The sequence below is a fragment of the Variovorax sp. KBW07 genome (assembly GCF_003852515.1).
In the GTDB taxonomy this organism is placed as follows: Bacteria; Pseudomonadota; Gammaproteobacteria; order Burkholderiales; family Burkholderiaceae_C; genus Variovorax.
On sequence record NZ_QAJK01000208.1, the window covers coordinates 1 to 18,538 of the forward strand.

An 18,538-nucleotide genomic window follows, 5' to 3' on the forward strand; every position below is an offset into this window, starting at 1 on the left:
CGCTCCTGAGGCAAGCAGCTCTGCAAGAACGTCGTCGGTCAACTGACCTAGCTCGACATCGCCAAAGAATCGCAAGCGGATTCTCTCCAGATAGGGGGTGTCTCGCAGCCACGCAGCCCAATCTTCGTGAGTAATGGAGTGCACCTCCAACAGCTTGAACTTCACCAGCACCTTGAAAGCGTGACGAGCATGCTTCACAGGATCACGCTGTAACCCATCGAGACGTCGTCGAGCAACGGCCAAGGCTTTTCCGACATCATCAAAAACAGCGCCGTGCCCCGGGATCACTCGCAAAGGATCCAGCATTTCGATCAGATCGAGAGTTGCCGCTACTTCCCCGAACGATGGCTCGCCAGCTAGCTCAGGAAATGCGATACCAAAGCCGTTCTCCCACAGCGCATCCGCAGAAATCAGCGTGCGCGATGCCGCATCAAACAGAATGACCGAGTGAGGGTCGTGACCAGGCGCTGCATGCACTTCCCACGGCTGACCGCCAAGCAAGCATTCCGTCCCAGGCTGCAGCAATCCGGTCAACCGAAACCGCGGGCAGCTCTGACCCGTCGCGAGAAAACTCAGTCCCTGCTCATCCCAACGCTCCACCAGTGCAGCTTCGCCAGGCGGAACGTCCGTTCGAACAGCTAAGTACCGCTGCTGCAGAGCCGCATTTCCCCCGCAGTGGTCGCTGTGAAGATGCGTATTCAGGATGCGATCAAGCGGTCGCGTGCCCAGCACGGACTCGACCAGCGCGACGGTCTGCTCGGCATGCGTGACATACCCGGTGTCGACCACGGCCGTCTCATCGCCACCAACGAAAAGAACGTTGTTCGAAGACAGCCACCCGCGCTCGAACACAACGACATTCGCCGGCAGCCCGGCGCTCGCCGAGGCGTGGCTCATTCAGGCGCCGCTCGCGCTGGAGCGAAGCTCGCGTCGAAGGATCTTCCCGACGTTGGTCTTCGGCAGCGAATCCCGAAACTCGATGTGCTTCGGCCGCTTGTAGCCGGTCAGCTGGGCGTTGCAGTACTGGAGCACGGCCTCTTCGGTCAGCGCCGGGTCTTTGCGAACGACGAACACCTTGATGGCTTCACCCTGCTTCTCATCCGCCACACCGATGGCCGCGCATTCGACGACACCCGGGCACAGCGAAATCACGTTCTCCAGCTCGTTCGGAAACACGTTGAAGCCGCTCACCAGAATCATGTCCTTCTTGCGATCGACGATGCGGCTGTAGCCGTCTTCCTGCATCACGGCGATGTCGCCGGTGCGCATGAAGCCATCGGGAGTGAACGCAGCAGCGGTCTCGGCTGGCTGGTTGTAGTAGCCCGTCATCACGTTCGGGCCCTTGATGCAGAGCTCGCCGCGTTCACCGACAGGCATCGAGTTTCCGTCGTCGTCCTTGATCGCGATCTCGATGCTCGGCAGCGGCAATCCGATGGTGCCGGTGAACTCGGTATTCGACACAGGATTGTTGGTTCCGATGGCGCAGGTTTCGCTCATGCCCCAGCCTTCGATCATCGGGCAGCCGGTGGCCTCGAACCATCGGCGCGCCGTGCCTTCCGACGCGGCCATGCCGCCGGCCTGCGAAACGAAAAGCGTCGAGAAATCGATCGACTTGAAATCAGGGTGCATCAGCAGCGCGTTGAACAAGGTGTTCACTGCCGGCAGCATGTGGAAGGGCCGCTTCTTCAGCACTGCGATGAACTTGTTGAAGTCCCGCGGGTTCGGAATCAGCGTCATGTGCGAGCCCTGGCGGATCACCAACAGGCACAGCGTGAGCGCGAAGATGTGATACAGCGGCAAGGCCGCGATGCTGTTGACTTTCGCCAGATCCCCGGCACGCGCCAGTGCTGGTGTGAACCAGGCCTCGGCCTGCAGGGTCGCCGCCACGATGTTGCGATGGGTCAGCACGGCGCCTTTCGACAGCCCGGTCGTGCCGCCGGTGTACTGCAGGAACGCGACCGAATCGAGCGTGCTCTGGTCTGGCCTCAGCGTGCGCCCGCGTCCTTCGGCAATGGCTTCGGTGAACGGCGTCACCGTGCGGCCATCGGTCAGCGGCAGCTTGTACGGGGGCACGATCTTCGCCAGGTGACGCACGGCCAGCGTGATCCACGCGCCATACAGCCCACCCAGCAGATCGCCCATCGAGGTCATGACCACGTGCTTCACCGGCGTGCGTTCGATGACCTTCTCTAGCGTTGCCGCGAAGTTTTCAAGAATGACGATGGCCGTTGCGCCCGAGTCCTTCAGCTGATGCTCCAGCTCGCGCGCCGTGTACAGCGGATTGACGTTGACGCAGGTGTAGCCCGCGCGAAGCACGCCGCACATGGTGACCGCGAACTGCGGAATGTTCGGCAGCATGATCGCCACGCGCGCGCCCGGCTCGAGTCCGCGCGACTGCAGCCAGGCACCCATGGCCTTCGACAGCTCGTCGAGCTCGCCGTAAGACATCCAGCGCTCCATGCATACAGAGAAGGGCCGGTCCTTGTAGCGACCGAAGGCCTCCTCGAACATATGGGGCAAAGACCGGTACTGCTCGGGATGAATCTCGTGCGGTACGCCAGCCGGGTAGTTTTGTCGCGCGGATGTTGGCATGCAAGCTCCTTTGGCGCGGATTGTGGGAGGCAGAGTGCCTCCGCCGCCAGCGGGCTTGTCCTAGGGGGCGGTCGTGCGCTGTCGCACGCGCGATAGCCGCGCGGCCATCGGCGGGGCGGGCAAAAGGCTCAGGCCTTGCCGGTCTCGCCCGCGAGCAGCACCCCGGCCTCGATGTCGTTCGCCACTTTCAGCGACTCGTACAGCGGGGTGAAGTCGGGCGCGGTGAGTTCGAAGAGCTGCGCAAAGCTCTCGATCACGAAGTAGTTGCTCTGGTAGGTGTCGATCTTGTAGCGCGTGCGCATGGCGCGCAGCAGGTCAAGCGGCAGCCGGCGCGGCTCGTCGCTGAGCACCGCGTGCTTGAGCTCGCCCACCGAGCTGAGAATGCCGGCGCCATAGGCGCGCAGGCCATCCGGCTGGCGAATCAACCCGAATTCCACCGTGTACCAATACAGGCGCGACAGTTTTTCGCCGGCGCCCAGCTCATGCGCCTTGATGCCGCCCGCGCCATAGCGCTGCACATAGTCGGCGAAGGTCGGGTCGAACAGCATCGGCACGTGGCCGAACAGGTCGTGGAACACGTCCGGCTCGACGATGTAGTCGAACTCTTCCGGCTTGCGGATCCAGTCCGTCACCGGAAACTTGCGGTTGGCCAGCAGCGTAAAAAAGGGCAGTTCAGGAATGAGCCCCGGCACCGCCACGATCTCCCAGCCCGTCGCACGATGCAGCCGGTCATTGATCTCGTCGAAGCGCGGAATGCGGTCTTTCACCCCCAGCGACGGCAGCGCCTTGATGAAGGCGTCGCAGGCCAGCCCCGGCAACTGCGCGGCCTGGCGTTCATAGAGGCGCTTGTAGGTGTCGTGGTCGGCCGCCGTGTAGCTGGCCCAGTCCTGCGGGCAGGTGTAGTCGCCCAGCACCGTGCCGCCGCGCGAGTAGTCGCCGCGGGGCGGGCGGTCCGAGGCGCCGTACACGGCGGGGGTGACGGCAGGAGCGGCAACAGCGGGGGTGTCCATGGGGTATCTCTCGGGTTATTTGAGCCAGCGGTCCATCACGCGCTGGAAGTCGCCGCCGGCCTGCTGCAGGTGCAGCCATTGGTCGACATACGACTTGAAGGCCACGTCGTCGCGCGGCAGCATCCAGGCCATTTCGCCGTACTGCAACGGCTTGTCGGGGTTGACGGCGCACAGGCCCGGCTTGAGCTTCTGCTGCGTGATGGCCTCGGCCGCTTCGGTCACGAACACGTCGGCGCGATTGGCAAGGATCTCATCGAAGATCGTCACGTTCTCGCCGTGCAGCGTGAGCTTGGCCTGTTTGAAATTGGTGCGCGCAAAGCGCTCGTTGCTGCCGCCCGGATTGAAGATCACGCGGGTCGACGGCTTGTCGATGGCTGCAACGCTCTGGTACTTGGCCACGTCGGCGCAGCGCGCAATAGGCGTCTTGCCGTTGACCATGTAGGGCGCGCTGAAGAAGGCGCGCTTTTGCCGGTCGGTGGTGACCGACACGCCGCCCACGGCAATGTCGCATTTGCGGGCGGCCAGGTCGGGCAGCAGGTTGGCCCAGGTGGTCTTGACCCATTCAGGCTTCGCGCCAAGGCTGGCGCTGAAGCTCGTCATGAGGTCGACATCGATGCCTTCGAAGGAGGCGTCGGTTTTCTGGAAGCTGAAGGGCTTGTAGTCGCCCGGGGTGCAGATGCGCAGCACCGCGGCCTTCTGCACCGAATCCAGGTGCGAGCCACCCACCGCCGCCGCTGCCGGCGTCGATGGTGGCATGGCGCAACCCGCAAGAACGGCGGCAGCCGCCGCGATGAAGGTCAGTCCGATCGAAGACGTGCTGCGCATGCCGGGCTCCTGGAGCAGTGAAGAGGCCCTTATTTTGCGGCGCTCAGCACGCCACGGCGCATCTGGTCGAGCTCGATGCTCTCGAACAGCGCCTTGAAGTTGCCGTTGCCGAAGCCGTCGTCGCCCTTGCGCTGGATGAACTCGAAGAAGATCGGGCCGAGCTGGTTCTCGCTGAAGATCTGCAGCAGAAGGGCGTCCTTCTTGCCGTCGATCAGGATCTTGCGCTTCTGCAATTCGGCAACGCTCTCGCCGTGCTCCGGAATGCGCTTGTCCACCAGTTCGTAGTACGTGTCGATGGTGTCGAGCAGCGTCACGCCCTTGGCGCGCAGCGCGTCGACGGTCGCGTACAGGTCGTCCGAACCCATGGCGATGTGCTGGATGCCTTCGCCCTTGTACATGTCCAGGTACTCCTGGATCTGGCCGGCTTGTTCCTTGCCCTCTTCGTTGATCGGGATGCGGATCTTGCCGCACGGGCTCGTCATGGCCTTGCTCTTCACGCCCGTCACCTGGCCTTCGATGTCGAAGTACTTGATCTCGCGGAAGTTGAAGAGCTTTTCGTAGAAGCCGGCCCAGACGTTCATGCGGCCGCGGTACACGTTGTGCGTCAGGTGGTCGATGTAGGTCAGGCCGTTGCCGAACGGCGAAAGCGCCTGCTCCGGTGCAATGCCGGGCAAGGCCTCGAAGTCGACGTCGTAGAAACCGATGTTGCCGATGTCGCCGGGCTTCGCACCGTTCTTGCCGGGCCAGCGGTCCACCAGGTAGATCAGGCTGTCGCCGATGCCCTTGATGGCGGGAATGTTCAGCTCGCCGGGGCCGGCCTTGTCGGCAAAACCCCAGGCGCCGAGCGACGTGGCGCGCTCGTAGGCCTGCTTGGCGTCTTGCACGCGGAAGGCGATGGCGCACACGCTCGGGCCGTGCTCGCGCGCGAACTTCTGCGCGAAGGAGTCGGGCTCCGCATTCAGGATGAAGTTGATCGTGCCCTGGCGGTACAGCAGCACGTTCTTGTGGCGGTGCTTGGCCACGGCCGTGAAGCCCATGCGCTCGAACACCTTGCCCATGGCGACCGGATCGGGTGCCGCGTATTCGATGAATTCGAAGCCATCGGTGCCCATGGGGTTGTCCCAGGGCGTGAAGGCGGGTGCGTCGGCGTGGCTCATGTGCGGTCTCCGAAAGGGTGGGGAATATCGATGAATAGGGCGCGAAATCGGCCGGTGCTGAACTGTAGGGTGAACGCTTCTCAAGTTTTCAGCGTTCCCGGGCGCTGAAGGTGGCCTTCACGCAGTAAAACTGCAAAAATAGAGAAATGGAAGCACTGGACAAGATTGATAGACTCATTCTGCGCACGCTGCAAGCAGATGGGCGCGCCACTTACGATCAGTTGGCGGAGCAGGTCAGCCTGTCGCCCAGTGCCGTGCTGCGGCGGGTCAAGCGGCTAGAAGAAAGCCGCGTCATCGACCGCTACGTCGCCCTTGTCCAGCCGGAAGCCATCGGCCTGGGACTGACCGCGTACCTCAACGTGCGGCTCGAAAAGCACACCGAGAGCCACAAGCGCAACCCCATGGACCTGTTCCGCGCCAGCGTGCAGACATGGCCCGAGGTGGTCGAATGCGCCGCGCTCACCGGCGACATGGACTACCTGCTGCGCGTCGTGGTGGCCGACATGGCGCACTACAGCCGCTTCATCATGGACACCCTGCTCAAGCACCCCAGCGTGGAAGACTGCAAGACCAGCTTCGTGCTGGACCGTGTCAAGGCCACAACAGCTGTGCCTGTTTAGCCACAAACTGGTTGCGCGGGCGCCACGGGCTCTGGTATTGGGTCACGAATGTGTCTTGGAAGTACCCCTGCAGGCTTGTTGATTAAGGGAAAACCCTTACATTTGAGCCATGCTTACCGCCAAGACCCTTCTCAAAGCGTCTCTCGGCCTTGGCTCTTTCCTGAAAGCGCCGATGGTTGAGACCCAGCCACGCGCCACACCCGCGCCCCAGCCCGTCATGGTGCCGATCCGCTCGATCGGTCCCCGTGAACGCGAGCGCATTGCGCGCCACCTGCTCGAACTCTCCCCGCACGACCGCTATCTGCGTTTCGGCTATGCGGCGGCCGACGAGCAGGTCCAGCGCTACGTCGATGGCCTCGACTTCGACCGCGATGAACTGTTCGGCATCTACAACCGCCGCCTCGACCTGATCGCGATGGCCCACCTGGCCTTCGCGCCCGGCGACCAGCACAGCGACTGCGCCGAATTCGGCGTTTCGGTCTCCGCGCACGCCCGTGGCCGCGGCTACGGCGCCCGCCTGTTCGAGCGCGCCGTGGTCGTCGCCCGCAACGAAGGCGTGGGCATGCTCTTCATCCATGCGCTGAGCGAAAACGCCGCCATGCTCAAGATCGCCCGCAACGCCGGCGCCACCGTGGTGCGCAGCGGCTCGGAAGCCGAAGCCCATCTGCAACTGCCCAGCGCCACCTTCGACAGCCGCATGAGCGAGATCGCCCTGGAGCACTACGCCGCGGTCGACTTCCACCTGAAGAGCCGCGCCAAGCAGTTCTGGGCCTTCCTGGCCAGCGTGCAGGAAGTGCGCAGCGGCATGCGGGAAGCCCGCAACAAATCAGCTCCTTGAGAGGCCGGATGGCCTATGCCGGCCGCGTGGTGGAGCCTGTCACACGCAATCCGTTATCCTTGTCTCTCTTCAACTACGCCCTCCCGCAGTGGCCGACCCTCACCCTGAACGCGCACCCGTAGAACGGGAAGACAAGCGCGGCTTTCTCCAGAAGCTAGCCGAATTCATCCACCCCGGTCCCGACTCGCGCGACGAGCTGATCGAAACCCTGGCGGACGCCGAGGACAACGAGGTGATCGGCGCCGAGTCGCGCGTGATGCTCGAAGGCGTGCTGCGCATGGCCGACATGACCGCCGGCGACGTCATGGTCGCGGCGCCGCGCATGGACGTCATCAACATCGACGCCCCCTTCGATGCGCTGCTTCACCTCATCATCGACACGGCGCACTCGCGCTTTCCGGTGTACGAGGGCGAAAAAGAAAACATCATCGGCATCCTGCTCGCGAAGGACCTGCTCAAGCTGCAGCGCGCGCCGGGCCTGAATATCCGTGCACTGTTGCGGCCCGCCACCTTCGTGCCGGAGAGCAAGGGCCTGAATGACCTGCTGCGCGAATTCCGCGGCAACCGCAACCACCTGGCCATCGTCATCGACGAGTTCGGCCGCGTGGCCGGCCTCATCACCATCGAGGACGTGCTCGAGCAGATCGTCGGCGAGATCGAAGACGAATTCGACATTGCCGAAGACGAGGGCGACATCTTCGGCCTGGCCGACCATACCTACCGCGTCTCGGGCGACACCCCCATCGAGCGCGTGGCCGAGGCCTTCGGCATCACCTTCGACGAAGAGCAGCTCAGCGAAGACTTCGACACCATCGGTGGCCTGATCGCCCACGAAATGGGCCACGTGCCCAAGCGCGGCGAGCACCATGCCATGGGTGGCTTCGACTTTGTGGTGCTGCACACCAAGGGCGGCGCGGTGCGCTGGTTCAAGGTGTCGCCGGCCCGCGGCGGCGACGCGGCCGATTGATGCCGCTGCCCGCAGCGGCGAAGGCGCGCGTTTCGCCTTTCTCTTCCGCCAACCTGTTCCGCCTGCTGGGCTTCGGCATCGCCGGCCTGGCGCAGGCAGTCTCCATGGCTTCGCCCGCAAGCGGCAAGCCCCTGTGGTGGCTGCAGTTGCTGTCGCTGGGCGCGTTCGTCTGGCTGCTCGACAGCCTGCGCGGCCAGGGTGCGGGCTGGCGTCGCGCCGGGCTGCATGGCTGGCTCTTCTCGACCGCCTGGCTCACCGGCAGCTTCTGGTGGCTCTTCATCTCGATGCACACCTACGGCGGGTTGCCTGCGCCACTGGCGGCCATCGCCGTGCTGGCGCTGGCCGCAGCGCTGGGGCTCTACTACGCCGTTGCGGCTGCGTGGTTCGTCGTGCGCGGCCCGCAAGGGCGGGTGACGGGCGCGCTCGTCTTCACGGCGCTCTGGACCCTGGCCGAACTCGTGCGGGGCAGCTGGTTCACGGGCTTCCCATGGGGCGCCGGCGGCTACGCGCATGTCGAGGGGCCACTGGCCGCGCTGGCCCCGTGGGTCGGTGTCTACGGCATCGGCGCCGCGGCCGCGCTGGTCGTGGCGCTGGTTGCGCTGCACCGGCCGGTCCGTCGCATCGAGATCGCACCGGCACTGGTATTGATCGCGCTGGTGCTCGGCGTACCGCACCTGGTCGCGCCGCTCGGCGCCGACGTGCAGGGGGCCAAGGGTTCGAGCGGCAACCTGCAGGTCGCGCTCCTGCAGGGCAACATCCCGCAAGACGAAAAGTTCATTCCCGGCGGCGGCATCGAGACCGCGCTGCGCTGGTACGGCGAACAACTGCGCGATGCCAGGGCATCGCTCGTGGTGACGCCTGAAACGGCCTTGCCGCTGCTGCCGATCCAGCTGCCGGCCGGTTACCTCGAAGCCATCCAGGCGCGCTACAGCCAGGGCACGCAGGCCGCCATCGTCGGCTTGCCCATGACCGGATCCGGCGGGCGGGGCACGTACAGCAACTCAGTACTCGGCTTCCAGCCTGGCGCCGCGCAGGCCTACCAGTACAGCAAGCACCATCTGGTGCCTTTCGGCGAATTCATTCCCACCGGCTTTCGCTGGTTCATCCAGATGATGAACATCCCGCTCGGCGATTTCGAGCGTGGTGGGCTCGCCCAGGCTCCCTTCATCTGGCAAGGCCAGCGCATCGCGCCGAACATCTGCTACGAAGACTTGTTCGGCGACGAGATCGGCGCGAACTTCCGTGACGAAGCCACCGCGCCGACCATCCTGCTGAACGTGAGCAACATCGCGTGGTTCGGCGATTCGGTGGCCATCGACGAGCACCTGTCGATCTCGCGCATGCGCGCACTCGAATTCGCGCGGCCGATGGTGCGCTCCACCAACACCGGCGCCACGGTCGTCATCGACGCCGAAGGTCGCGTGACGCACGAGTTGCCACGGCTCACGCGCGGCGTGCTCGAAGCATCGGTCGAAGGCCGGCGCGGGCTCACGCCCTATGCGCGCTGGGTGGCACCGTTCGGCCTGTGGCCACTGTGGATACTGGCGCTGGCCATCGTGGCCGCCGCATTCCTGCTGCGCCGCCGCCAGCGCTGACGCCAGCGGGCCCCAGAGGCCCGTCCTTCACTTTTCCCCGCCTCCGCCGATATCTGGAGATCGGGCGCCGGTGTGCGCTCGCTCCTCATGTTCTGACGGATCGGGTTTCATGGCGCAAGGTCGGCCTCTCTCGGATCGCGGCGCGCGCCGTCGTTGTTGCAAAGGCAGTGCCTTGCGAGTAGCCGTGGCGGCCGCATGCTTTCTCGCGCCGATGCTGTGCACGGCCGAGTCCACCTACGGCGCCCGCACCGCGACCAGCCAGCTCCGGCTCTCGGTGGTCGTGCCGCCCGTGTTCCGCGTGCTGCAGGTCACCCCGACCCGCGATGGCTACGACTACCGCATCTGGACCAACATGCGCACCGTCGTCATCGACGGGCACGAGCACCGGTTCGACCAGGTCGGTGAAACAACGCTGAGCCTGCGCTCCCCGCCTGACAGTCTCTGGGTGGTCCACGGGCTGTAGCCACGGGCAGGCCCAGGCCGCGAGTTGGTGCGCTACCGAACAGACGTTGCATACCTTGCTCGATAGAGTGATCCACGCGGTTTCCGCATCCCATCACTTCAAAGGCTCCGATGTCCGACGCTCCCTTCTTTCATGACGCTTCGGGCACGGTCCGCTTCTCGGTAACGGTGGAGGGCAGCCCGGTCAACGCCAGCATCGGCAGGGAAGCCTTGCGCTATCACTATCGAACCGGAGAAAGTGCCGACCCCATGGCAACCTATGCGCAGCATGCCGACGAGCTCGAAGCGGCAGTCCGCCGGCGGCTCGCCCAGGGTTCGATGGAGCCCGTGATGCTGCGCGAGAACGACCTGCAACCCGCGATCTGACGACCTTCCGGCCCGTAATGGCGGCTAGGCGATCAGGTCCGCATAGCTCCTGCGATTCGCCCGGTAGCAATCGCAGGCGGCGTTCTCCAGCCCCGGACGGTCCGTGATGGTGATGACGCCGCGGCGGTAGTCGATCAACCCGCGCGTGTGCAGCGCCGTCGCCGCATGGGTGATGCCGACCCGGCGCACCCCCAGCATGCGGCCCAGCACTTCGTGGGTCAGCGCAAGGTGCGGTGAATGCGCGCAGTCTTGCGTGGTCAGCAGCCAGCGTGCCAGGCGCTCTTCGATCTGGTGGAACTGGTTGCACAGCCCCGAGCGGCCGAACTCCATCAGCAGCACGCAGACGTAGCGATTGAGCACACGCTTCAGCGTCGAACTCTGCAGCAGCTCCAGCTCGAAAGACTCCGCCGTCAGGCGCCAGGCCAGGCCCGTGCCTTGCACCAGGGTTCGCAGCGGCGCGTTCCGCACGTCCAGCGAGAGCTCGTAGCCCAGCGCCCCTTCGTTGCCCACCATGCCTGTCTGCAGGCCGTCGTGGCCGTCCGCCGTGGACACCAGCGACACGAAGGCGGTGGTGGGAAAGTGGATGTGCCGGATCGCGTCGCCCGGCTCGTACAGAACCTGCCCCGCCACCAGCGACACGCTCTCGCAGCGCTCGAGCAGGCGAGCCCTGTCGTCGGGCGGCAGCGCTTCCAGCAGGCGATTGAGAACGGGGGCGGTCGGGTCGGGTGTCACGTCTCCGCCCGTGGGAATGCGAGCACCAGCGTCAGGCGACCACCGGCGAGGCCGCCACCAGGTGCTCGGTCAGGAACCACACCTGCAGTTCGTTGGTGCGCAGCACGTTGCTCACGAACACGTCGTTGCTGCCGGGGTCTCCGGCCTTGTCGACCTGTTCGGCAGCTTCGCGCGCCGCGATGATGATCTGCTCGTGCGCCTCGGCAAGGCGCCGCAGCTGCACCGCCGCCGGCTCGCGTCCGCGCGGAGGCCTCGCGATCTTCGTGGTCTCGGCAATGTCGGCCGCCATGGCCAGCGCGATGCCGCCCAGCAGCTGGATGCGCTCGGCCACGATGTCGACCAGCAGCACCTGTCCTTCGTAGTGCTGGTCGTACATCAGGTGCAATTGGTTGAAGGTCGGTCCCACCACTTGCCAGTGGTGCTTCTTGTACATGTCGCGCAAGGTGATCGTGTCGGCCAGGCACTGGTTCAGCAGCGCCACGCTCTGCTTGCAGGTCTTTTCCGAAAGGCCGTTCGGCAGCTTCACGATTTCGCCGTAGCGCTGGGTCTCGTGGCTTTGCTGGTGCAGGTCGGGCTGGACGTCGCGCTTCGACGCAACCGGTGCGGCGGGTACCTTGGATTTGGTGGCCATGTGGGTGCTCCTGAGTAAGTGGAAGAGGGAAAGGGAATGAAAGAGAAGAAGAGAGCTTCAATTTCTAGCACCCGTGAATCGCGCCGCGCGTAGGCGAGACGGCCCTGTTGTCATGGGGCCGAACGCTTGTCCTACCCCGGGACGCGTCCGTTGATCGCAGCGCCCGTGGCGCCCGGGTGTTGGTGTCAACAGAAGCAGCAACCGGGAGCGCCGCCATGACCACACTTATCACCTACCTTGCCGAAGACAACGAGACGATCCGCGACAACCTCATCGAGACGCTGCGCGAAATTGCCGACGTGCGCGTGGTCGCGCACTCCGCCAGCCAGGCCGAGGCGAGCCGGTGGCTGTCGATGCACGACGGTACCTGGCACCTGGCCATCGTCGACCTCTTCCTCAAGAGCGGCAGCGGCCTGGGCGTGCTGGCGGGGTGCCGCCGCCGGGAACCGCACCAGAAGGTCGTGGTACTGACCAACTACGCCACCCGCGAAATCCGCCAGCGTGCCGCCGAACTCGGTGCCGATGCGGTGTTCGACAAGTCCACCGAGCTCGACGACCTGTTCGCCTACTGCGTCGACCAGACGGGCCGCCTTGCGCAGGCAGAGGGCTCGGCACCTTGATGCAACACCGGTAGAAACGGGCCACGCGCCCACCAGAAAACCGTGCTGAAATACCTGAGCGCACCCCAAGGACCACAGGCCTCATCCATGCGCAGATTGCGCTTTCTTACCAACCGGCATCGCGCGCCCTCCACCAACAGGGCGCTCGGCCTGCTGCTGGCCTTCAATGCCGGCGCGGTCAACGCGGGCGGGTTCCTGGTGCTCCACATGTACACCTCGCACATGACCGGTTTCGCGTCCCAGCTGGCCGACGGGCTGGTGCTGGGCAACACGAAGCTGCTGCTCAATGCGCTCGGTGCCGTGCTGGCGTTCCTGTCGGGCGCCGCCGTCTGCGCGGTGCTGGTGAACTGGGGCCGCCAGCACCATCTGCACAGCGTCTATGCACTGCCGCTGCTGCTCGAGGCCGCGCTGATGTTTCCCTTCGGCCTGATGGGCGCCGTGACGCTGACATGGGGCACGCCGTTCGCGGTGCCGCTCACCGTGTTGTTGCTCTCGTTCATCATGGGCCTGCAGAACGCGGTCGCCTCCAAGACCTCCGGCGGCAGCATCCGCACCACCCACATGACCGGCAACATCACCGACCTCGGCATCGAGCTGGGCAAGTTGTTCTACTGGAACGGGCGGGCCGCGCCCGCGGCCTCCGCGGTGCGCCACGACCACGGCCGCATGCGAAGGGCCGCCGGGCTGATCGGCATGTTCGTGCTCGGCGGCGCCCTCGGTGCACTGGGCTTCAAGTACGTCGGCTTCGTCTGCGTGATCCCGCTCGCCGCATTGCTGTTGGCACTGTCGATTCCGCCGTTCATGCGCGACATGCCGCGCTCCGGGCTGCTGCCCAGGCGACAGCAGCACCCGAAGGCCTAGTTCCGCGGTGCGTCAGAGCTCCTCGGTCCGCTCGGCCTTGGTGGGCGACACGCACAGCACGCCCGTGCAGTTGAGCGACCGGAAGAAGACCGGTGCGTCCGGCTCGCCGAAGTAGCGCAGCCCGTTGGCGGTCTGTGCATTGGCTTGCGTCGCGTTGGCTTCCTGCAGGCCGAACAGCGCATCGGGGTTGTCGAGAAACTCGAACTCGTAGGTGCTCGCCTGCGTGGTGTCCTTCACGTACAGGAAGAAGTCCTTGCCGTCGCCGTTGGCGTCGTTCATGAAGCGGTTCTTCAGCAGCCGATAGCCCAGCGCGCCCTGGTCCTGGATCTGCTTCTTGACGTCGGGGAAGTCGCCACCGACGACGCTCAGCGGGCTGATCACCGCCTTCACCTCGTAGCGTGCCGCACTGTTGTTGTCCTTGATGAAGAACTGCTTGCGCTCCCGTGTCGAGGGGCCTCCCGTCGTCTGCACGCTCCAGGGCCTGAAGCCATTGGCACCCAGCGCGTTCGCCGTGGCAACGACGTCGGCCGCGGCCGCTTGATAGTCCGCGGCCTCGACGTCGTAGGTGGTCGACGCGCCTTCGTCCTTGCGGTAGAGCACGGCAAAGACCGGGTTGATGTCCGGCGGAGGCGTGATGGTGAGGTGGCCCAGGAACTGGATGAAGACCTTGCCTTGCGCGCCCTGGTCCTTCATCTGTTGCAGCAGGCGAGGCATCACATCGGCATGCAGGACATTGATCTCGATGGTCTTGTATTCGTAGCTGTAGGTGGTCTCGGTGTCCTTCACCATCAGGAACTTGTCTTGCAGCGTCACGATGTTGCCGCCCGCGGAACCTTCGATGTACCGGTAGCCGGCGGCGCCTTCGCGGTTCAGCAGCGCGATGTAGTCGTCGAAGCGCTTCTCGGGCGTGTCGTGGTCCGGATCGCGGTCCTGCTGGAAGGTCAGGTACTTGTAGCTGGCAGTGATAGCGGCCGGCGGTTGCTTGGGCGGCTCCGCGGGTGGCTCGGTGATGCCGGCGCCCGGTCCTGGCGACGGCACCCAGCCGAGCGGTGGGCCGCTGAAGCCGCCGCCTCCACCTCCGCCGCCGCAAGCGGTCAGCACGGCCGCGACCATCGCGGCAAAAAGCAATCTTGTTTTCTTCATGATCCTCAACTCCTTGTTTGCTTTCGCCGCAAAAGAACAGCCCCGCGGCGAAGCGTGCGAAGGTAGGGCGCGGGCGCTCTTGCAACCAGTGCCGAAAGTCATGCGATCGGGAGAGATCGGCGGCGTCGTGGCGCCGGTTAAGAAGAAAGGTTTTGCAGAAGGTCTTGCAGCGCGTGCGGCGGAAAATTCTGGCGGTGCATGACCGCATGCCTTGCCGGCATGGCGGGGCAGTGCATGCGGGCACGGTTCATGTATCTTCCTCGCCGCCCCGAAAAATTGTCCTCAAACCAAGGAGCCTTCCATGTACCTCTCTCCCCGTTTCCGCGCCTTTGCGGCCGGTGCCGCGCTGCTCGCGGCCAGTGCCTTCGCGCAGGCCCAGCAGGCCCCACAAGGGCTCCCCAATGTGGTGATCCTTGCCACCGGCGGCACCATCGCCGGCGCAGGCGCGTCGGCCGTCAACAGCGCCACCTACGCGGCCGCCAAGGTCGGTGTCGAGAAGCTGATCGCCGGCCTGCCCGAGCTGTCGAAGGTTGCCAACGTGCGCGGCGAGCAGGTGTTTCAGGTGGCATCGGAAAGCCTCACCAACGACAACCTGCTGACGCTGGCCAAGCGCGTCTCGGCGCTGTCCAAGCAGGCCGACGTGGACGGCATCGTCATCACCCACGGCACCGACACGCTGGAAGAAACCGCCTACTTCCTCACGCTCACCGTGCACACCAGCAAGCCGATCGTCGTGGTCGGCTCGATGCGTCCGGGCACCGCGCTGTCGGCAGACGGCGCGCTCAACCTGTACGACGCCGTGAACGTGGCGGGCAGCAAGGACGCGGCGGGCAAGGGCGTGCTGGTAACGATGAACGACAACATCGACAGCGGCCGCGACGTCAGCAAGAACGTCAACATCAAGACCAGCGCGTTCTCCAGCCAGTGGGGCCCGCTGGGCATGGTGGTCGAGGGCAAGAACTACTGGTTCCGCGCGCCGGTCAAGCGCCACACCATGAACTCCGAATTCGACATCGACAGCATCAACGCGCTGCCGCCGGTCGAGATCGCCATGGGCTACGAAGGCGTGTCGTCGATTGCCATCGACGCCATCGCAAAGAGCGGTGCCAAGGCATTGATCCACGGCGGCACCGGCAATGGCTCGGTGGCCGACCGCATCGTGCCGAACCTGCAGAAGGCACGCGCCGACGGCGTGATCGTCATTCGCAGCTCGCGCGTGCCCGACGGCTTCGTGATCCGCAACGCCGAGCAGCCCGACGACAAGTACGACTGGGTGGTGGCGCACGACCTGCGCCCGCAGAAGGCGCGCATCCTGGCGATGGTGGCTCTCACGAAGACCAACAACACGAAGGAACTGCAGCGCATCTTCTGGGAATATTGATCCCAGGTCAGCGCGCGGTGCGGCGCTTGCGGTGCCGCGCGTATTCCAGGCTGCCCACGCACACGAGCAGCCAGGCCAGGCCGGTCAGCAGGCCGGCCGCCACATCGCTTGCAAAGTGCACCTGCAAAAAGATGCGGCTGCAGGCAATGGTCAGTATGGCGGCCACGGCCGCCATGGCCGCCGGCACATGCCAGCGCGCCGGCAGCGTGCGAAGCGCCAGGTACAGCAGCATTCCGTAGCTCACGATCGCTCCCGCGCTGTGCCCGCTCGGGAAACTGAAGCTCGTCTCGAAAGCCAGCCCGTGGTTGTGCAGCGGACGGGCCCGCGCAAAGATGTGCTTGAGCGCGGGGTTCAGCACCACGATGCCTCCGAGTGCCAGCACCCAGCCGAATGCCAGCCCATGGTGCGCATGGCGCCACAGCACCAGCGCGACGACAAGGCATACCGGCGCAAGAAAAGCAAAGTCGCCCAGGTGGGTGAGCCAGCTGAACGCGACCAGCGCGGCCCACGGCACGTGCGTGCCGATGGCATCGGCCAGCGCCTGGTCGGCCAGGCCCATCGCGCTGGCGTGCCCGTCCGGCAGGTTCGAGGCGATCCAGGCGAACAGGCTCGCCGCAGCCAGGATCAACAGGAAACCCGCGGCCAGCCCGACGGCGATGCGCGGCTCGCTGGGCTCTTCGGCATCCAGCGCCTTGAAGTGGCGGCGCTGCAGCGTCCAGCAGATGGCGCCGGCGCCGAGCACCGACACGGTCCAGACCGAGAGAAACCAACCGAGCGCATGCGCGCCGAGTTGTTGGGCAAGAAGTACGAGGGGGACGAGAGGGGGAGCTTCCAAAGGCATGCGGCGCACCCTAAGGGGGCGACGCACCGCTGGCAAGCGAAAGCGGGAATACTTTGACGCACTCGAAGGACTTGCTTGCCGCCGCGTAGTCCCAGCGTTCGACCCGGCAGGCGCGCGCGTCGCCGGCCATGTCGCGCCGCACCACGTTCACCGAATTGGGAAAGCCCGCGCGCACCCGGGACGACACCGCCGTGCCCGCCTGCACGGCGAATGCGGTGCGCTTGCAACCCGAGAAGGCGTCGTGCAGCGCGCGCACATAGGGCAGGTGGATGTGGCCACCCAGCACCAGGTCGACGCCCGCCTCGGACCATCGCGCCACCGCCCGCTCGCGTCCGTGCAGGCGGTTCGACATGTCTTCCTGCCGCGTGACCATCACCGGCTGGTGCGTCACCACCACGCGCAGCTGCGAGGGCAGGGCTGTCGCCAGCCGCGCCGCCACGCGTTCGACCTGCGCGGGCGACACCACGCCGTCTTCGTGCCGGTACCAGCGCGTCGTGTTGACGGTAACGACCAGCCATTCGGCGGACTCGGAGACCGGCTCCAGGTCGTCGCCGAAAGCCTCCGCGTACCGGCCATAGGGCGAGAAGCAGCGCGCCCCGAGCTGGAACAGCGGAATGTCGTGGTTACCCGGAATGGCCAGCACCGTTGGCGGTACCGCGGATGCTGCCGATGCCGCGGATGCCGCCAACCGGCCGACAAAAGCGCGCGCCGCCGCGAACTGCACGCGCGTGGCCCGCTGCGTGATGTCGCCCGACAGCACCACCACCCGCGGCGACAGCGCGTGCGCAAAACGTTCGAGCGCCTGCAACACCTCGGGCCGTTCGGTGCCGAAGTGCGGGTCGGAAATCTGCAGCAGGCACGAAGCGCTCATTCCTTCGCCGCCTCCAGCTCCGGCGCCACGTCGGGCCGCACCAGCCACAGCGGCTCGGGCGACACGCGAAACAGCAGCGGCATGTCGGTCCACGCGATCTCGCCGTCGGTCGCCACCTTCACGCGACGTGGCGCGTGCAGGCGGCCGGCCTTCACCGTCATCGATTCGAAGGGAAAGCTCAGCACGCGGTCGGCACCGCCGAGCCGGCCGAGGGCGCCGCGCACCAGCAACTCGGGCATGGCGAGCAGCCCGACCGGCTTCAGCGCAATGGCGGCCAGCTGCCCCTGTTCAGGCGCATCGGCATGGTCGATGCCGACCTGCAGCAGTTGCAACGGGTTGTTGCCGACGAACAGCGTCGGCGTGCGGATGTCTTTCTCCTGGCCGCGCCAGGCCATGCGCAGGTTCCAGTGCCGGTGGCGGCCACGCATCACCGTCAGCAGGCCGGCGAAGAACGCGATCCAGCGGCTGCGGCCATAGCGCGCCTTGTAGCTTTCGCGCTCTTCCAGCAGCTCGGCGTACAGGCCCATGCTGGCGTTCACCAGGAACACCCGGTCGTTGACCAGCCCGACCTGCGCGGCCCGTGGCTGCTCATTCAGCAAAACCTGCAGCGCCTGCGCCGTGTCGCGCGGAATGCCGTGGGTGCGGCTGAAATAGTTGAAGGTGCCCTGCGGCAACACGCCGAAGGCACAGCCGCTGCCCAGCGTGGCCTGCGCCACCGCGTTGATGGTGCCGTCGCCGCCGGCGGCCACCACCACCCCGCCCACGGCGCGGGCGCGCTCTACCGCCTCGCGTGCCAGGGCCTGCACCCGGCCGGGGCCGTCGACCATGAAGATGCGGTGCTGGCGGCCCGCGGCCGTGCAGCCTTCCTCGATGACCCGGCGGGCCTCGGCGGCGCTCTCGCTGCCGGAGCCGGCGTTGAGCACGATGAAAAGCGGGGAGTTCGGACCGATGTGGGGCGGTGACATGTCTGTGGGCGCTGGGGAAATCGCAGAAAAATGCGGACTCGGCGAGCTTGGAAAGGGGCGG

21 protein-coding genes are annotated in these 18,538 nt (G+C 65.7%); 10 read left to right on the forward strand and 11 right to left on the reverse strand.

Annotated elements, in window-relative coordinates:
- From DBV14_RS31405 to hppD, 5 genes are all read right to left on the reverse strand, one after another.
- A partial coding sequence (locus DBV14_RS31405; protein ID WP_148092461.1) for an MBL fold metallo-hydrolase occupies window positions 1–897 on the reverse strand: 897 nt, incomplete at its 3' end.
- Window positions 898–2,592 carry an AMP-binding protein gene (locus DBV14_RS31410; RefSeq protein ID WP_124465594.1) on the reverse strand — a complete coding sequence of 565 codons (1,695 nt, stop codon included), beginning with the start codon at window positions 2,590–2,592 and terminating at the stop codon, window positions 898–900.
- 128 nt (window positions 2,593–2,720) lie between these two features.
- Window positions 2,721–3,602 (reverse strand): phenylalanine 4-monooxygenase, encoded by an 882-nt coding sequence (phhA, locus tag DBV14_RS31415; RefSeq protein ID WP_124465597.1) that lies wholly within the window; start codon window positions 3,600–3,602, stop codon window positions 2,721–2,723.
- Between the two features lie 15 nt (window positions 3,603–3,617).
- Window positions 3,618–4,427, reverse strand: a complete 810-nt coding sequence (locus DBV14_RS31420) for a transporter substrate-binding domain-containing protein (protein ID WP_124465600.1) — start codon at window positions 4,425–4,427, stop codon at window positions 3,618–3,620.
- A gap of 29 nt (window positions 4,428–4,456) precedes the next feature.
- Window positions 4,457–5,584 (reverse strand): 4-hydroxyphenylpyruvate dioxygenase, encoded by a 1,128-nt coding sequence (hppD, locus tag DBV14_RS31425; RefSeq protein ID WP_124465603.1) that lies wholly within the window; start codon window positions 5,582–5,584, stop codon window positions 4,457–4,459.
- A 146-nt stretch (window positions 5,585–5,730) separates the two neighbouring features.
- Here hppD and DBV14_RS31430 point away from each other — a divergent pair, with 146 nt between their 5' ends.
- The 6 genes from DBV14_RS31430 (at window position 5,731) to DBV14_RS31455 (ending at window position 10,432) form a co-directional block, all read left to right on the forward strand.
- The gene (locus DBV14_RS31430) at window positions 5,731–6,204 is read left to right on the forward strand and encodes an Lrp/AsnC family transcriptional regulator (RefSeq protein WP_093246515.1); all 474 of its coding nucleotides are present in this window, start codon (window positions 5,731–5,733) and stop codon (window positions 6,202–6,204) included.
- A gap of 109 nt (window positions 6,205–6,313) precedes the next feature.
- Window positions 6,314–7,042, forward strand: a complete 729-nt coding sequence (locus DBV14_RS31435) for a GNAT family N-acetyltransferase (RefSeq protein ID WP_124465605.1) — start codon at window positions 6,314–6,316, stop codon at window positions 7,040–7,042.
- An 88-nt stretch (window positions 7,043–7,130) separates the two neighbouring features.
- The gene (locus DBV14_RS31440) at window positions 7,131–8,009 is read left to right on the forward strand and encodes an HlyC/CorC family transporter (protein ID WP_124465608.1); all 879 of its coding nucleotides are present in this window, start codon (window positions 7,131–7,133) and stop codon (window positions 8,007–8,009) included.
- Entirely contained in the window at window positions 8,009–9,604 is a 1,596-nt protein-coding gene (gene lnt, locus DBV14_RS31445; protein WP_124465611.1) for an apolipoprotein N-acyltransferase, read from the forward strand. The genes DBV14_RS31440 and lnt overlap by 1 nt, the downstream gene beginning before the upstream one ends.
- Before the next feature lie 184 nt (window positions 9,605–9,788).
- Window positions 9,789–10,067, forward strand: coding sequence for a hypothetical protein (locus DBV14_RS31450; protein WP_148092462.1), 279 nt, complete (start codon window positions 9,789–9,791; stop codon window positions 10,065–10,067).
- Window positions 10,068–10,177: 110 nt separating this feature from the next.
- Window positions 10,178–10,432, forward strand: coding sequence for a DUF1488 family protein (locus DBV14_RS31455; RefSeq protein WP_124465617.1), 255 nt, complete (start codon window positions 10,178–10,180; stop codon window positions 10,430–10,432).
- Between the two features lie 24 nt (window positions 10,433–10,456).
- Here the strand turns inward: DBV14_RS31455 and DBV14_RS31460 are convergent, their stop codons facing one another.
- Both DBV14_RS31460 and DBV14_RS31465 read right to left on the reverse strand, forming a co-directional pair.
- The gene (locus tag DBV14_RS31460) at window positions 10,457–11,164 is read right to left on the reverse strand and encodes a Crp/Fnr family transcriptional regulator (RefSeq protein ID WP_124465620.1); all 708 of its coding nucleotides are present in this window, start codon (window positions 11,162–11,164) and stop codon (window positions 10,457–10,459) included.
- 31 nt (window positions 11,165–11,195) lie between these two features.
- The gene (locus tag DBV14_RS31465; RefSeq protein ID WP_124465623.1) at window positions 11,196–11,795 is read right to left on the reverse strand and encodes a Dps family protein; all 600 of its coding nucleotides are present in this window, start codon (window positions 11,793–11,795) and stop codon (window positions 11,196–11,198) included.
- Between the two features lie 215 nt (window positions 11,796–12,010).
- On the opposite strand from DBV14_RS31465, the gene DBV14_RS31470 reads away from it, so the two are divergent.
- Together DBV14_RS31470 and DBV14_RS31475 are read left to right on the forward strand one after the other, a co-directional pair.
- Window positions 12,011–12,415, forward strand: coding sequence for a response regulator (locus DBV14_RS31470; RefSeq protein WP_124465626.1), 405 nt, complete (start codon window positions 12,011–12,013; stop codon window positions 12,413–12,415).
- An 87-nt stretch (window positions 12,416–12,502) separates the two neighbouring features.
- The gene (locus DBV14_RS31475; RefSeq protein WP_124465629.1) at window positions 12,503–13,276 is read left to right on the forward strand and encodes a YoaK family protein; all 774 of its coding nucleotides are present in this window, start codon (window positions 12,503–12,505) and stop codon (window positions 13,274–13,276) included.
- A gap of 12 nt (window positions 13,277–13,288) precedes the next feature.
- Here DBV14_RS31475 and DBV14_RS31480 read toward each other — a convergent pair whose 3' ends face one another.
- Window positions 13,289–14,419 carry a hypothetical protein gene (locus tag DBV14_RS31480; RefSeq protein WP_124465633.1) on the reverse strand — a complete coding sequence of 377 codons (1,131 nt, stop codon included), beginning with the start codon at window positions 14,417–14,419 and terminating at the stop codon, window positions 13,289–13,291.
- Between DBV14_RS31480 and DBV14_RS31485 the strand changes: the two genes are divergently transcribed.
- Together DBV14_RS31485 and DBV14_RS31490 are read left to right on the forward strand one after the other, a co-directional pair.
- On the forward strand, window positions 14,418–14,621 hold the full coding sequence (locus DBV14_RS31485; protein WP_124465636.1) for a hypothetical protein: 204 nt from the start codon (window positions 14,418–14,420) through the stop codon (window positions 14,619–14,621). The genes DBV14_RS31480 and DBV14_RS31485 overlap by 2 nt on opposite strands.
- A gap of 99 nt (window positions 14,622–14,720) precedes the next feature.
- A complete protein-coding gene (locus tag DBV14_RS31490) occupies window positions 14,721–15,800 on the forward strand; it encodes an asparaginase (protein ID WP_124465639.1) in 1,080 nt (359 codons plus the stop codon).
- Between the two features lie 7 nt (window positions 15,801–15,807).
- On the opposite strand, the gene DBV14_RS31495 is transcribed toward DBV14_RS31490, so the two are convergent.
- Genes DBV14_RS31495 through DBV14_RS31505 form a run of 3 tightly spaced genes read right to left on the reverse strand, consistent with a single transcriptional unit; the run spans window position 15,808 to window position 18,477 of the window.
- A complete protein-coding gene (locus DBV14_RS31495) occupies window positions 15,808–16,641 on the reverse strand; it encodes a phosphatase PAP2 family protein (RefSeq protein ID WP_124465643.1) in 834 nt (277 codons plus the stop codon).
- Window positions 16,642–16,651: 10 nt separating this feature from the next.
- Window positions 16,652–17,512: a metallophosphoesterase gene (locus DBV14_RS31500; RefSeq protein ID WP_124465646.1), complete on the reverse strand. Its 861-nt coding sequence runs from the start codon at window positions 17,510–17,512 to the stop codon at window positions 16,652–16,654.
- A complete protein-coding gene (locus tag DBV14_RS31505; protein WP_124465649.1) occupies window positions 17,509–18,477 on the reverse strand; it encodes a diacylglycerol kinase family protein in 969 nt (322 codons plus the stop codon). The genes DBV14_RS31500 and DBV14_RS31505 overlap by 4 nt, the downstream gene beginning before the upstream one ends.
- Window positions 18,478–18,538: the final 61 nt, after the last annotated feature.